The sequence below is a fragment of the Paenibacillus sp. FSL R7-277 genome, assembly GCF_000517965.1.
Taxonomy (GTDB): Bacteria; Bacillota; Bacilli; order Paenibacillales; family Paenibacillaceae; genus Paenibacillus_AQ; species Paenibacillus_AQ silagei.
On sequence record NZ_ASPX01000036.1, the window covers coordinates 51,875 to 64,896 of the forward strand.

Annotated in this window: 15 protein-coding genes; 2 read left to right on the top strand and 13 right to left on the bottom strand. The window is 52.9% G+C overall.

Annotated features, from left to right (window positions below):
• Nucleotides 1–126: 126 nt before the first annotated feature.
• The 4 genes from C173_RS13805 to C173_RS13820 form a co-directional block, all read right to left on the bottom strand.
• A complete protein-coding gene (locus tag C173_RS13805; protein WP_036725687.1) occupies nucleotides 127–1,095 on the bottom strand; it encodes a glycoside hydrolase family 43 protein in 969 nt (322 codons plus the stop codon).
• A 28-nt stretch (nucleotides 1,096–1,123) separates the two neighbouring features.
• Entirely contained in the window at nucleotides 1,124–1,960 is an 837-nt protein-coding gene (locus tag C173_RS34225) for a carbohydrate ABC transporter permease (protein WP_076155496.1), read from the bottom strand.
• A gap of 24 nt (nucleotides 1,961–1,984) precedes the next feature.
• Nucleotides 1,985–2,875, bottom strand: a complete 891-nt coding sequence (locus tag C173_RS34230; RefSeq protein ID WP_036725691.1) for a carbohydrate ABC transporter permease — start codon at nucleotides 2,873–2,875, stop codon at nucleotides 1,985–1,987.
• A gap of 191 nt (nucleotides 2,876–3,066) precedes the next feature.
• Nucleotides 3,067–4,464 carry an ABC transporter substrate-binding protein gene (locus C173_RS13820; protein ID WP_036725692.1) on the bottom strand — a complete coding sequence of 466 codons (1,398 nt, stop codon included), beginning with the start codon at nucleotides 4,462–4,464 and terminating at the stop codon, nucleotides 3,067–3,069.
• 461 nt (nucleotides 4,465–4,925) lie between these two features.
• Here C173_RS13820 and C173_RS13825 point away from each other — a divergent pair, with 461 nt between their 5' ends.
• Entirely contained in the window at nucleotides 4,926–5,885 is a 960-nt protein-coding gene (locus C173_RS13825) for an ArsR/SmtB family transcription factor (RefSeq protein ID WP_036725693.1), read from the top strand.
• Nucleotides 5,886–6,003: 118 nt separating this feature from the next.
• Nucleotides 6,004–6,162 (top strand): hypothetical protein, encoded by a 159-nt coding sequence (locus tag C173_RS13830; RefSeq protein WP_036725695.1) that lies wholly within the window; start codon nucleotides 6,004–6,006, stop codon nucleotides 6,160–6,162.
• Between the two features lie 683 nt (nucleotides 6,163–6,845).
• Here the strand turns inward: C173_RS13830 and C173_RS13835 are convergent.
• The 9 genes from C173_RS13835 to C173_RS13875 are packed head-to-tail and all read right to left on the bottom strand — an operon-like array spanning nucleotide 6,846 to nucleotide 12,966.
• The gene (locus tag C173_RS13835; RefSeq protein ID WP_036725696.1) at nucleotides 6,846–7,616 is read right to left on the bottom strand and encodes a class I SAM-dependent DNA methyltransferase; all 771 of its coding nucleotides are present in this window, start codon (nucleotides 7,614–7,616) and stop codon (nucleotides 6,846–6,848) included.
• A 22-nt stretch (nucleotides 7,617–7,638) separates the two neighbouring features.
• Nucleotides 7,639–8,562, bottom strand: a complete 924-nt coding sequence (locus C173_RS13840; RefSeq protein ID WP_036725698.1) for a CvfB family protein — start codon at nucleotides 8,560–8,562, stop codon at nucleotides 7,639–7,641.
• Nucleotides 8,559–8,906, bottom strand: coding sequence for a ribosome silencing factor (rsfS, locus tag C173_RS13845; protein WP_036725699.1), 348 nt, complete (start codon nucleotides 8,904–8,906; stop codon nucleotides 8,559–8,561). Before rsfS ends, C173_RS13840 begins: the two co-directional genes overlap by 4 nt.
• Entirely contained in the window at nucleotides 8,903–9,481 is a 579-nt protein-coding gene (gene yqeK, locus C173_RS13850) for a bis(5'-nucleosyl)-tetraphosphatase (symmetrical) YqeK (RefSeq protein ID WP_036725702.1), read from the bottom strand. Before yqeK ends, rsfS begins: the two co-directional genes overlap by 4 nt.
• Nucleotides 9,465–10,055, bottom strand: coding sequence for a nicotinate-nucleotide adenylyltransferase (locus C173_RS13855; protein WP_036725703.1), 591 nt, complete (start codon nucleotides 10,053–10,055; stop codon nucleotides 9,465–9,467). The genes yqeK and C173_RS13855 overlap by 17 nt, the downstream gene beginning before the upstream one ends.
• Nucleotides 10,056–10,067: 12 nt before the next feature.
• Nucleotides 10,068–10,361: a ribosome assembly RNA-binding protein YhbY gene (gene yhbY, locus C173_RS13860; RefSeq protein ID WP_036697934.1), complete on the bottom strand. Its 294-nt coding sequence runs from the start codon at nucleotides 10,359–10,361 to the stop codon at nucleotides 10,068–10,070.
• A gap of 51 nt (nucleotides 10,362–10,412) precedes the next feature.
• Nucleotides 10,413–11,291: a shikimate dehydrogenase gene (aroE, locus tag C173_RS13865; protein ID WP_036725704.1), complete on the bottom strand. Its 879-nt coding sequence runs from the start codon at nucleotides 11,289–11,291 to the stop codon at nucleotides 10,413–10,415.
• A 20-nt stretch (nucleotides 11,292–11,311) separates the two neighbouring features.
• Complete coding sequence (yqeH, locus tag C173_RS13870; RefSeq protein WP_036725851.1) at nucleotides 11,312–12,433, bottom strand: ribosome biogenesis GTPase YqeH; 1,122 nt, start codon at nucleotides 12,431–12,433, stop codon at nucleotides 11,312–11,314.
• Nucleotides 12,434–12,441: 8 nt separating this feature from the next.
• Entirely contained in the window at nucleotides 12,442–12,966 is a 525-nt protein-coding gene (locus C173_RS13875) for a YqeG family HAD IIIA-type phosphatase (RefSeq protein WP_036697929.1), read from the bottom strand.
• Nucleotides 12,967–13,022 lie beyond the last annotated feature (56 nt).

Genomic DNA, 13,022 nt, shown 5'->3' on the forward strand with positions numbered 1-13,022 from the left:
CATCATAATGTCCTTGGCTACCTCTATTATAGTGTATTTCTAGGGAGTCAACCGCTTAAGCAGCGCCGCAATAGCCGCGTTCCTGATGCATTGAATGCTTCGGAGCTGCCGGATCTCCGTTTATTATCAGAACTTGCTCAGGCTATCCTTCACCGGCACTCCGAAATCCGGCGTGCCGTCCGCGTTCCACCGCAGGCGCTTGGCACGGGTGTGGCGGTTGGGGTCGTAGAGCGGGTCTCCGGTGATCTCCTTATAACTTCGGGCATGGTAGATCAGCACATCCTCGCCGTTCTCGTCCACTGTGAAGCTGTTATGACCCGGACCATACTGCCCGTTCTCCTCACTGGTCTGGAACACCGGCTCGGGATGCTTGGTCCAGGATGCGGCGTCCAGCAGATCGCTGTCCTCGTCTGCGGTAAGCAGTCCCAGGCAATAGTTATGATCGGTGGCGCTGGCCGAGAAGCTCACGAAGATCCGGCCGCCCCGCTTCAGCACCGCAGCGCCTTCATTCACCTTGAAGCCGATGACCTCCCACGGATACTCCGGCGAAGAGATCATCGTCTGCGGACCCTTGAGCGTCCAGCCGTTCTCCATGGCTGAGATATACAGATTGGAGTTGCCGCCAATCTCAGGGTCCTTTTGCGCCCATACATAGTACTGTACTCCCTTATGCCCAAATGAGGTACCGTCCAAGGCAAAGGATTCCCAGGCCGTTTTTATCTGGCCCTTCTCCACCCACTCCCCTTGCAGCGGGTCCGCCGAAGTATTCTCCAGGGCATACATCCGGTGGTCGAACAGTCCTTCCTTCGTTTCGGTGGTCCGGGCGGCAGCGAAATAAATATACCATTTGCCGTCGATGTAATGGATTTCAGGTGCCCAGATATTGGCGCTGAGCGGGCCGCTCTCATATTTGCGCCAGGCGACTACCGGCTGTGCTTCCCGAAGCCCCTCAATCGTTAACGCTCTGCGTACTTCAATCCGGTCGTACTCCGGCACGGAAGCGGTGAAATAGTAATAGCCGTCGGTATGCTTGTATACCCAGGGATCTGCACGCTGTTCGACAAGCGGGTTAGTGTACTCTCTATTTGTATTCATTATGGTTTCTCCTTTGGTCTTGTCTCTGTTAGCCCTTCACTCCGGAGATGGCAACAGATTCAATAATTTGCTTTTGGAAAACAAGGAAGATAATTAGCATCGGCAGCAGGGCAATAATCGAAGCCGCCATAATCAGCGGGTAGTCCGTCTGGATCGCATAGGTCGCATTGAAGTTGGCGATAACCAGCTGGAGGGTCTGCTTCTCCGGTGAATTCAGATAGATAATCGGAGACAGGTAGTCGTTCCAGATGCCCATGAACCACAGGATCAGCTGCGCTGCAACCGCCGGCTTGATCAGCGGGAAGGTAATCGAGCTGTACAGGCGGAAGTACGAGCTTCCGTCGATTTTGGCCGCTTCGATAATGGCATTCGGCACACTGCTCAGATACTGCCGCAGGAAGAAGATCATGACGATATTGCCGAACAAGCCCGGCACGATCAGCGGCAGCAGCGTATCAATCCAGCCCAGCTTCGAGAACATGAAGAACTGCGGAATCATGACTGCCGGATACGGAATCATCAGGGATGACAGCATCAGCAGGAATATTTTATTTTTACCAGGAAACCGCAATTTAGCAAACGAAAACGCCGCAAGACTGGAGGTGAACGTACCCACGATCGTTACCGTGACGGCGATAATCAAGCTGTTCTTGATCCCGCTCAGCAGCGGACCCGCTTCCCATATCTCACTATATTTATCGAAATGGAACGGCCGCGGAATCCACACCGGAGGCAGGGCGAACACATCCTGCTTATCCTTGAATGAGGTGGACAGCATCCAGAGCAACGGGCCGATCATGAACACCGCGCCGATTAAAAGTAGAACAAAGATAATGCTATGCGTAACTCTTCTTCTGCTCGTCATAGTTATGGTCTCCTCCCTCTTCGGTTAATCGACATCGAACGATTGCTTCTCGTTCATTCGGAATTGGATAAGAGTCACAACAAATATGAACACGCCGAGGAATACCGCCATAGCAGAGGCATAGCCCATCTGGAAGTTGCCGAAGGCTTTTTGCCAAATGTAGAACACCACGGAGGCTGAAGCATATTCAGGCCCGCCTGTAGGGGTCATAATGTTCATCTCGGTAAAAATTTGCGATCCTCCAATAATGTTGGTCACGATGATGAAAAAGGTTACCGGGCGCACCATCGGCCAGGTGATATGCCAGAAGGACTTGAAGCCGCTGGCTCCGTCCAGCTCCGCCGCTTCATAATAAGATCTGGAGACACTCTGCAGCGCCGCCAGATAGAGCAGCATCGTATACCCGAGGCCCTTCCATACCGCCATAATGATCAGCGCCGGCTTGACCGTATATTTATTCGCCATCCAGTTCGGCCCGCTGATTCCGAAGAGATCGAGGAACTGGTTGACGAGACCATAGTCACCGTTATAGGCCCAGTTCCACATGATCGAGACTGCGGCCAGAGAAGAGATCACCGGAACATAATAGATGACCCGGAACGCTGTAGTCCCAGGCACCCCCCGGTTCAGCCCAAGCGCCAGCAGCAGCGCCAGCGTAATGCCGATCGGAATGCCAAGCATCATGAACAAGGTATTGAATAAGGCCTTATGGAACAGCTCATCCGACCACAGATCCTTGAAGTTGCCGAGGCCGATGAAGTTCATCTGGCCGAGCCCATCCCAATCCGTAAATGAGCCATAGATCGAATAGATCATCGGATACAGCGTAAAAATCAGCAGTCCCAGCAGCGGAGGCAGGATAAACAGAAATCCGTAGATTTTCTCCTTGCGGTACAGACCCAGCTTAGTGTTCATTAGAATCACCTCAAATTCGGATAGTCTATAACTTTCCCCACAAAGTGATGCATCAGCTCCGATGAGTATTCAGATACTTAGCGGGGTCCCCAAAATATATACAAGTTCATCTCAGAATAAAGTGATGCCGGCCCGCTGTTATAGGAGACCGGACATCACTTTGTATGCTGGACAAGAACGATGTGTACCGCTTATTTCTTGGATTTCGCCTCTTGCTCAACCGCTTTATCCAGCAGCTTCTGCATCTTCGGCTGTTCCGTCTTCACATATTCCTCCGGGGTAACCTTGCCGTCAAGCACTGGCTGGATGTCCGTGTAGAACAGGTTATACCATTCCGCATTGTACGTGTAGTGGCCAGGCAGCACCCGTCCGTATTCATTCACGACCTGGAGGAATTCTTCCTTGTTCGCCGGTTTGGTCGTAGTATCAGCAGCCCATTCCTTAGCCATATCCATCAGATTCGGAATTTGCACCTTAGCCTTCACCAGCGCTTCCATTCCCTCCTTGGAGGCCGTCAGATAGTTGATCAGATCCACGGCTTCATCGGGATGCTTGGTTTTGGCGGAAGCACCGATGCCGAGTGAGCCGGTCCATGTGGCGGATTTGCCTGTGGAGCCGGCAGGATATGGAATCAGGTCATAATCGAAGGGAAGCTTCTCGTAAGTGCTCATATCCCACGGACCTACAGGGAAGAAGGCCATTTCACCTTTCATCCAGCGCTGGTAGGTATCCAGAGTCTGTGCTTGTTCTGTAGACGGCGTAATGCCGTATTTAAGCTGCATGTCAGTGAAGAATTGCAGGGCTTCGATGAATTTCGGATCATCAATGGTAACCTTGGTCTTGGTCGCATCCAGCCAGTCCGCCCCGTTGCTCCAGACGAAGGAAGGCAAGGCCCACTGTACGTTGAAGCCTGCGCCGAATTGATCCAGCTTGCCGTCCCCGTCCTTGTCAATCGTCAGCTGCTGAGCGACTTTGATGAATTCATCCCAGGTGTACGGTTTGTCTTTGTCCGGCAGCGGGATACCCGCAGCTTCGAACATGGTCTTGTTATAGCCGAGTGCAAAAGGGCCTACGTCCTTAGGCATCCCGTACAGATTGCCTTGCCCGGCCATGGTGCCGTCGTAACGGTACAGATCCACGCCATATTTCCAGATGTTATTCAAATCAATGTTAGGGTTCTTCTCCACATAGCTGGTCAGGTCCAGCAGCACACCGCTGTTCACATAAGCCTTCAGATCACCGGATTCAAAATAGAATACGTCCGGAACGCTGTTCCCGGTAATAGAGGCCTTCAGCTTAGTCGCATATTGATCTGCCGCAGTCACAACGATCTTAACCTTAACGTTTGGATGATCGGCTTCATATTTTTTCACTACACCCTCATAGGCCTTCTGCTCATCGGTTCCCCCGCGGAACATAAAGGTAAGATTCTTGGTTTCCTTGGAATCCTTGCTGCCGGCATTCGCCGTAGCTTCGCTTCCGCTATTGCCCCCGGACGATGCATTGTTCTTCCCGCCGCAGCCTGTAAGTACAACCGATACCATCAGAACCAACGACAGCAGTGTGAACCAGCCCTTTTTCTTTAACACTGTAACCCCTCCTAGGATTTGCTGAGCAATTCGATTGATACAATCTATATAGAAGAACTAGGGAACCTCACCGGCTCTGTTAGTTCAAGCTACCGCATGACGCATTATGTTTCACTCTTTAATTAAATAATTGAAATTCAATTGAATGTATTCGCTTACAGGTATAAAATAGCATATATAAAGTGGAGTGTAAATATAAAAGTTTAAATCTTTTTAAATACATTCAAACTAAACGTTGTTTATTGTCTTTTTACTGAAAAAAATCATTTAATATTGACTTAACCGCGCATTAAGTATTCATAATTATATAAAACAAACAGCCTTTAACTTTTACTTTTAGCTTAAATTTAATCGATTTCTACAAATAAAGGCAGAATACTTTCCTTTTAGGGTCGGTTAGTTTATAATTTTATAAAATAGTTTCGATTCTCATGACCTCAGTGGAAGAAGGTACTCTAAATATGATTTATATTAAAGATCTGATGAGCGGGATTGATATCTTCAAGGCGCTCAGCTCGGAAATCCGCATCCAGATTCTTGAGCTGCTGGCGACCAATCAGGCCCTGAATCTCAACGAAATTGCCAAGAAGCTGAATCTCAGCAACGGGGCTATTACCATGCATATCAAGAAGCTGGAGGAGAGCGGCTTAATTGAGATTAATACGGCCGTAGGCAAGCACGGAATTCAGAAGGTCTGCTACCTGAATAAAGATAAGCTGATGGTGGATCTGCGCAGCAAGGATGTCGATAATCTGTACGAGGTCGAGATTCAGGTGGGCCATTACAGTAATTATCAGGCTGTTCCGACCTGCGGACTGGCCACCAAGGACAGCATTATCGGGGACTTCGACGAGCCGCGTTACTTCGCCGATCCCCAGCGGATCGATTCCGAGATCATCTGGATGGCCGAAGGCTTCCTGGAATACCGCATCCCTAACTATCTCAAAGCCAACCAGACCTTCCGGGAAATCCAGTTCTCCATGGAGATTGGCTCCGAGGCTCCTGGGTTCAGCGATAATTATCCCTCGGATCTGTATTTCTATGTGAACGGCATCGAGATCGGCTTCTGGACCAGCCCCGGTGACTTCGGCGATGCGCGCGGCACCTTCAACCCGGACTGGTGGCCTCCCCATCTCAACCAGTACGGCATGCTGAAGCTGATCCGCATCAATCAGGAGGGCAGCTTCATTGACGGCTGCCGCATCTCAGACATTACCCTTGACGACATCAAGCTGGATTACAAAAGCGAGCTGACCTTCCGCATTGCCGTCACCGACAAACCGGTGAACAAGCGCGGCTTGACGATCTACGGTAAGCATTTCGGCAATTACAGCCAGGATCTGCTGGCGCGCGTGCTCTACAATGTGCATGAGGTCGAAGACCCTTCCGGCCGGGTGACCACAGCGGGAGTGGCAGATTGACCGTTTATAACAGACAGCCGCTTCCCTGCCGCCGCTGGCATAAACTCGAAGTATAATTGTCCAGGCCTTAACCCACACTAACTAATGTCTTTCAAACTACCGTGAGGGAGTGTTTCGAATGCGTGAAGGGATGATACCCGCCGTACTGGGAACCGTAGTTACTGCTTCGAGTGCAGCTTTTCTGGGGAGCAGATATAAGATCGCGGCAACCGGCATTCTTGGATTTGGTCTGGCGCATATTGTACTCGGCACCATCGATTTGTTCGAACACCGGTAAGCCTGCTTGAAAGATGACCGGACCCTATCCTTCGGATAGGGTCCGGTTTGCTATGTCTTGCAAGCAGGAACGGCTACACACCTCGCGCCTGCCCATTGTTTTCGGTTTAATACGAAAATAAAAGTCGGGATGCGACTGATGCACCCGACTTATTTTCATTCCTGGGGGTGACAAGGCCTCTGTCTTGTCATGCCTGTTTTTCGCATATATTTCAGGCTCAGCATTTATAGTGTTTGAAGATCGAAAAGGCCCTTACCCAATTCGGGTAAGGACCTCCATACTACCTAAACCACATAAGAAGCTCTAAAGAATTTAACCAAAGCTAAAGGAACGAAGAGGGAAATTTGGAACTTCTGCTGTCTTCAACAGATTTCAACTGCTATAAGCGGTTGTATAAGAAGCACTTGATAATTAAACGAAAAGCAAAAAGGAACGGAGGGGAAATTTGGAACTGTAGGAGCGGTAGCGTCCGCCTTTGTCTGCGGATTTCTACCGCGAACAGCAGTATTAAATCATGAAATCTGCAGACAACAGCGGCCGTAAGTCCAAATGTTCACCGCAGTGACGATTACGCTTCAAGTTCTCATCTGTGCTCTATACAATAAAGAACTCTGTTGACCAGCGGCTAAAAGTCCAAATGTTCTCCGCAGTGACGATTACGCTTCAAGTTTTCTTTAGCAGCTTCATTTCACAGCCACATAGAACAGCCGCTGCGCCGAATCATCCGCCGCCACCCACTCAAAGTCCGCATACACCGACACCTCGCTGAATCCGGCGGCAAGCAGCTCCTGCTTCATCCACTCCGGGTCATAGGCACGCTGGGTATGAGTCTCTTCGAAGCGCCGGTACGTGTCTGAGCGGCCCTCCTCGCGGGCGAAGATGGACAGGTGATGCTCAATCTCCCGGCGCGGCACATCCAGCTCACAGGTCCAGATGTAGGATACATCCGGCTCATCCAGCACGAAGGGCTGCTCTTCCTCATAGCGGATCAGCGTGTTCGGATGATGCACATCGAACAGGAAGGTCCCGCCTGGCTTAAGCCCGCCATACGTGCAGGAGAATACCTTCCGGATGTCCTGCTCCTCCAGCACATAATTCAGGCAGTCGCAGAAGGAAATCACGGAATCCACCGGCTCCGGCAGCTCCCATTCCTTCATGTTCTGCTGAACCCACTGCACACTGCCCTCCCGCAAAAAGCGCCGTCCCTGCGGCTGCTGCTCCAGCTTACGCTGGGCAACGGACAGCATGTCCGAAGAAAGATCAATCCCCGTCATGTGATACCCTGCCCCCGCCAGCGGAATCGTCAGGCTGCCGGTACCACAGCCGAGTTCGGCTACCGTGCGCGGCTTGCCGTATTTGCCCCATGCCGTCTCGGCAAAGGCCAGCCAATCCGGATACGGCATATCCGCCATAAGCGCATCGTATACATAAGCAAATTTGCCATAGGAAGACACTGCGTACACCGCTTTCTCTATACTATTGGTTGTCAGAATCGCTGTCCGGTCCGGCCTGTTCCTCTTCGCGGGAAGCCAGATAGGTCCAGTTCTCCTTCTGGACAACCAGCCCTTCCTTCATCAGCTTGCCCAGCGCGCGCTTGAACGCTGATTTGCTGATGCCGAAGCGCTGCTTGATAATATCGGGAGGCGTAGCATCCGAATATGGCATTCCGCCGCCCGGACGGGAAGCCAGAAAATCTAACAGAGCCGCCGAATCCACATCACGGCCCACTTCCTTGCGGTGGCCCATGCTGAGGTTGACGCGGCCATCCTCACGGATATGGGCCACGCGCGCTTCAATCACTTCACCCAGACGCAGCAAGCGAACGCGTTCAGAGGAGTGGACCATACCGATGATGCCGAAGCCGAGCACACCAGCATCTACAAGCACGAAGGTGCCCATCTGCAGCGGCTTGTATACCCGAGCTGTGACCGTCTGCCCCTGCCACGATTCCGGTGCAGGCAAGGCCAGCGGCGCAAGCTCCTGCTCTCCGGCCAGCTTGGCACGGAGACGTCCCTGCTTGTCATGCTCCATAATTGCGAAGACCTTGTCGCCAATCTGCGGACGCAGCTCCACCAGCTCGGGAAGCTCGCTGAGCGGCAGCAGCAGCTGCCGTCCAAGCCCCATCTCCAGGAAGCAGCCCAGCCGCGGATGGATATCCGCCACTTCCAGCAGCGCCATCTCGCCAAGCGTCAGATACGGCTTCTTCATCGTCGCCGCAGGACGGTCCTCGGTATCGAAGAAGAGGAATACCTCCACCTTGTCGCCGATCTTCGGCTTGCTGCCCACAAGCTCGGTGTAATGAAGCATGATATCCTGGTCGCCTGCGCTCAGGAAGTACCCGTAAGGGGATACCTCCCGCATCACTTCAAGCGTAACCTTAGTTCCTGCAATCAGACTCATACCGTCTCCACGACCTTGGCATCCGACCACAGACGCTCAATATTGTAATATTCACGTTCATCGCGGTGGAAGACATGGACGATCACATCGCCAAGGTCCATCAGTACCCAGCGTGCTGCATCCATCCCCTCAATGCCTTTGATCATTCCGCCAGCTTCATGAACAACCTTGCGCACCTCAGTGGCAATTGCCTGAACCTGGGTATCGGAATTACCGTGGCAGATGATGAAATAATCGCTGATCGGCGACACACTGCGCAGATCGAGAGCCACCACATTCATTGCTTTTTTATCCTGAACGGCGTGTAACGCCAGCTCAAACAGCTTGTTTGATTGTACACTCATAGTTTATCCTCCAATGTTCTAACTAAATCGTTGCGCGCCAGCACCGTAAGCGGAAATACGACCCGGCGCTTCTCCAGCAGCACGCGTATAGTGGAATCCAGTCCAGCAATCAGCCCTTCCTCCAGGCTGACCTTCGATAGCCTGCGGATCTCCTCCACACCGGGGAAGTCCCGTCCAGGCTCAATATAATCAGCCAGACAGACGATCCGCTCCAGCAGACTCATGTTCTCCCGGCCCGAGGTATGGTAACGGATCGCATCCAGTACCTCCGAATCCGTAATGCCATAATCATGCTCGGCGGTATAAGCACCAACCTCAGCATGCCATAGCTGCTTGTCATATTTCAAAAGCTCAGCGGATAATCCATTCTGTTCAATGATCTCCCGCATCCGTTCCACCGGCCAATATTTGGCCACATCATGCAGGATGGCAGCGGTCTCGGCCCGCTGCGGGTCAGCGCCATACCGCTGCGCCAGCTTCACAGCAGACTCCATCACACCGAGTGTATGCTTCCAGCGTTTGTCCGGCATCTGGCCGGATACCGCCTCAATCAGCGCTTCACGGCTGTACTCCATACAATCCACTCCTTTGAACATATTCATATACAGCATCCGGAACCATATAGCGGATCGACTTTCCTTCGGCGGCCCGGGCTCTGAGCATGGTGGAGGAGAGATCGACCAGCGGCATATCCGCCAGCAGCACTTTACCGGCAATGAACTCCGGCAGCAGTCCCAGATCCAGCGGAGTGCCCGGACGTCCGACACCGATGAAGGTCAGCCGCTGCACCAGCTCTTCGATCCCCTGCCACTTGGGCAGATACTGAACCATATCCGCACCCACGATGAAAAAGAACTCATGCTGCGGATATTCCTCCTGCAGACTAATCACCGTCTCCAGCGTATAGGATACTCCGCCCCGCACGATTTCCCAGTCAAGAATGCCAAAGGAAGGGTGATTCTTCACCGCTCCCTCCACCATTGCCAGCCGCTCTTCACCGGTTGCCCCGGCCTCATGCTTATGAGGCGGAATATGCGAAGGCATGAACCAGACCTCCTGCAGACCGTAGCTCTCGCGCGCCGTCTCAGCGGCCATCATATGGCCGATATGCAGAGGATCGAAGGTCCCTCCCATTATGCCTACTCTCAAGAGGTCAACCTCCTATCTTGGAAGCTCAATCGTTTTGTTGTCGCGTGATTCCTTGTACAGAACGATAGTCTTGCCGATAACCTGAACAAGCTCCGAACCGGACTGCTCGGCAAGCGCGGCACCAATTTCCTTGGGATCATCAGCGTTGTTATTCAGTACACTGATCTTCATCAGCTCGCGTTTCTCAATAGCTTCTTCAATGTGACGGATCAGATGATCGTTTACGCCGCCTTTGCCAACCTGGAATACAGCATCCAGATGATGAGCCAAAGAGCGCAAATAACGTTTTTGTTTGCCTGTTAACATAAATGTGAAAACTCCTTAATTAACATATATTATTACCCTGTTCAGTGAAAATCATTTGCCCGGCACCTGGCCGAGACAATCCGCAATAGTCTGCCGCATAATCGCTGCGGGAGCCGTAAGCCCCGTCCAATATTCCAGGGCGTAAGCTCCCTGGTAGACGAACATGCCCAGCCCGCCGTGAACGGTGCAGCCGCGCTTCATGCTCTCTGTAAGCAGCCGGGTATGCAGCGGATTATAGATCAGATCGCTGACGATCATCCCTTCATGCAGCCCGGCCGGATCGATCGGCATGTCCTCCATATGCGGATACATGCCTACGGATGTCGTATTAATTACAATATCCATGCTGCCCAGCACGCCGGGAACGGCATCCATCCCTGCTCCGGTTAAGCTGCCCCGGCTGCTGAAGCTGTCTGCCAGCTGACGGGCCCGTTCCTCATTTCGGTTCACAATCAGGATCATTGCCGGCTGCTCCTTCAGCAGCGCCGAGACAATCCCTCTGGCCGCACCGCCGGCTCCAATCACGAGGATGCGGGCGCCGGTAAGATCCGGCGCAGCCTCTGTCTTCAGTGAGCGGACATAACCGATGCCATCCGTATTGAAGCCGGTCAGTATGCCATTGTCGTTGACGATGGTATTGACTGCGCCGACATCCACCGCACTTGAATCCAGCCGGTCCAGATACTCCATCACGGCAACCTTATGGGGGATCGTTACATTCACGCCCCGGAAGCCAAGCGTCCGTATCGCCTGCACCGCATCGCCCAGCTTGTCAGGCGTAATGTGCAGCGGCACATAAGCCCCGGAGAGACCGAGCGCCTGGAGCGCCGCCCCGTGCATCAGCGGGGATTTGGACTGGGCAATCGGGTCACCCATCACGCCCAGCAGCAGCTCCCCGTGACTCTGCGTGTTCCTGTTTGTCTCAGTCATGTCGCCTTCCTCCTGTACAATTAGATCAGCGAAGGACGGGTAAGCACCTTGACGCCGCGCGGCACATGGACAGCTACTACCGCTCCGGCTGTACCGTTCACTTTGATCCAGCCCAGACCGGAGATGAACAGGTCGGTCTCACTATTCCTGGCGATACGGAATTCATGGCGCTGCCACTGCGGCAGCTTATCCATGTCGGCCGTTCCCGGCGGAGACAGCAGCTCGCCCCGGTGGTCTTGATACAGAGAATCTGCACGCTCCAGCTTCGTGCGGTGAATCTTCAGTGTGCCGCTGATGAAGCAGGTGAAGGACTGGCGTTCCCCCTGAATGAAGTCGAAGCGTCCCAGTCCGCCGAAGAACAGCGACTGGCCTTCATTCAGCTGATAGACCGCAGGCTTGAGCGGATTCTCGGGCATCACTGCGCCCAGATCCTTGCGCTCGACCAGCTCGCTGTACCGCCACGGGTACACGATTCCCGGCGTATCAATGATGGAATGGCCGTCATCCAGCGGGATTTTGACCATATCGAGGGTAGTGCCCGGATAACGGGAGGTCGTCAGCTCCTCTTCCAGGTCACTGTAATCGGAGATCAGCCGGTTAATCAAGGTGGACTTGCCTACATTGGTAGCCCCGACAACGTATACATCACGCTGGCCGCGCAGCTCGGTAACGGCCTCCAGCAGACGGTCGAAGCCCTGATTACGCTTCGCGCTGACCAGGACAATCTCCGCCGTGCGCAGTCCCTCTTCCTTGCAGCGCTGCTGCATCCAGTTGCGCAATCGGTTCCAGTTGGTCACCTTCGGCAGCAGATCAATCTTGTTCACTGCCAGAATGACCTGATTATTGCCGACAAACCGCTGCAGCCCGGAAATCAGACTGCCCTCGAAATCGAACAGATCCACAATATGGATTACCAGTGCATTCTTCTCGCCTACTCCGCTTAACAGCTTCAGGAATTCATCCTGGTTCACCGATACGGAAGAGGCTTCATTGTAATTCTTGATCCGGAAGCAGCGCTGGCAAATTACCGGCTCCCGTTCGAAGGCGACCTCCGGAATATAGCCGGGGAGCTCCTTGTCTACGCTCTGTAGCTTAATGCCGCAGCCGCTGCATTTCTCAGGCCGCGCTGTTCCATCGTTCATTGCATTCATTAAGATTTATCCTCCTCTTGCCACAATCCTTGCTTACGCAGACGGGTCAAGGCTATCTGCTCCACTCTGCGGTTAATTCTTGTTCCTATTCCTTCATCCTTGACGGAGATCGGCAGCACGAGTACCGTGAACAGACCCAGCCGGTTGCCGCCATATACATCCGTAAGCATCTGGTCGCCAACCACAATTGTCTGCTCCGGTCCCAGCTCCATCAGCTTCATCGCCCGCAGGAACGGGGAATTGCTGGGCTTCTTGGCCTGATGTACAAATTCAATATTCAGCGGGGTGGCAAAACGCGACACCCGGTCCATATTGTTGTTGGATACGATCACAAGCTTGAAGCCCAGCTCCTTCACCTTGGCGAACCAGAGCAGCAGCTCAGGAGTAGCCAGCGGCGCCTTGGCGCCGACCAGCGTATTATCCAGATCCGTAATAATTCCCCGGTAGCCTTGGCGGTACAGCTCCTCCAGAGCGATATCAAACACCGTGTTGACCCGGAGCTTGGGGACTAATCTTTCAAACAATACATTCACCTCATTTTCATACAGGAAACTTGTAACCCGGCTCTATAGGACTGCAA

Excerpts from the sequence above, each read along its gene's own strand:
- C173_RS13840 (WP_036725698.1), bottom strand. The coding sequence starts at position 8,562 with ATGAGTCTGATTGCAGGAACTAAGGTTACGCTTGAAGTGATGCGGGAG.
- C173_RS34230 (WP_036725691.1), bottom strand. The coding sequence starts at position 2,875 with ATGAACACTAAGCTGGGTCTGTACCGCAAGGAGAAAATCTACGGATTT.
- yqeK (WP_036725702.1), bottom strand. The coding sequence starts at position 9,481 with ATGGAGTACAGCCGTGAAGCGCTGATTGAGGCGGTATCCGGCCAGATG.
- yhbY (WP_036697934.1), bottom strand. The coding sequence starts at position 10,361 with ATGTTAACAGGCAAACAAAAACGTTATTTGCGCTCTTTGGCTCATCAT.
- C173_RS13805 (WP_036725687.1), bottom strand. The coding sequence starts at position 1,095 with ATGAATACAAATAGAGAGTACACTAACCCGCTTGTCGAACAGCGTGCA.
- C173_RS34225 (WP_076155496.1), bottom strand. The coding sequence starts at position 1,960 with ATGACGAGCAGAAGAAGAGTTACGCATAGCATTATCTTTGTTCTACTT.
- C173_RS13825 (WP_036725693.1), top strand. The coding sequence starts at position 4,926 with ATGATTTATATTAAAGATCTGATGAGCGGGATTGATATCTTCAAGGCG.
- rsfS (WP_036725699.1), bottom strand. The coding sequence starts at position 8,906 with ATGAGTGTACAATCAAACAAGCTGTTTGAGCTGGCGTTACACGCCGTT.
- aroE (WP_036725704.1), bottom strand. The coding sequence starts at position 11,291 with ATGACTGAGACAAACAGGAACACGCAGAGTCACGGGGAGCTGCTGCTG.
- yqeH (WP_036725851.1), bottom strand. The coding sequence starts at position 12,433 with ATGAACGATGGAACAGCGCGGCCTGAGAAATGCAGCGGCTGCGGCATT.
- C173_RS13830 (WP_036725695.1), top strand. The coding sequence starts at position 6,004 with ATGCGTGAAGGGATGATACCCGCCGTACTGGGAACCGTAGTTACTGCT.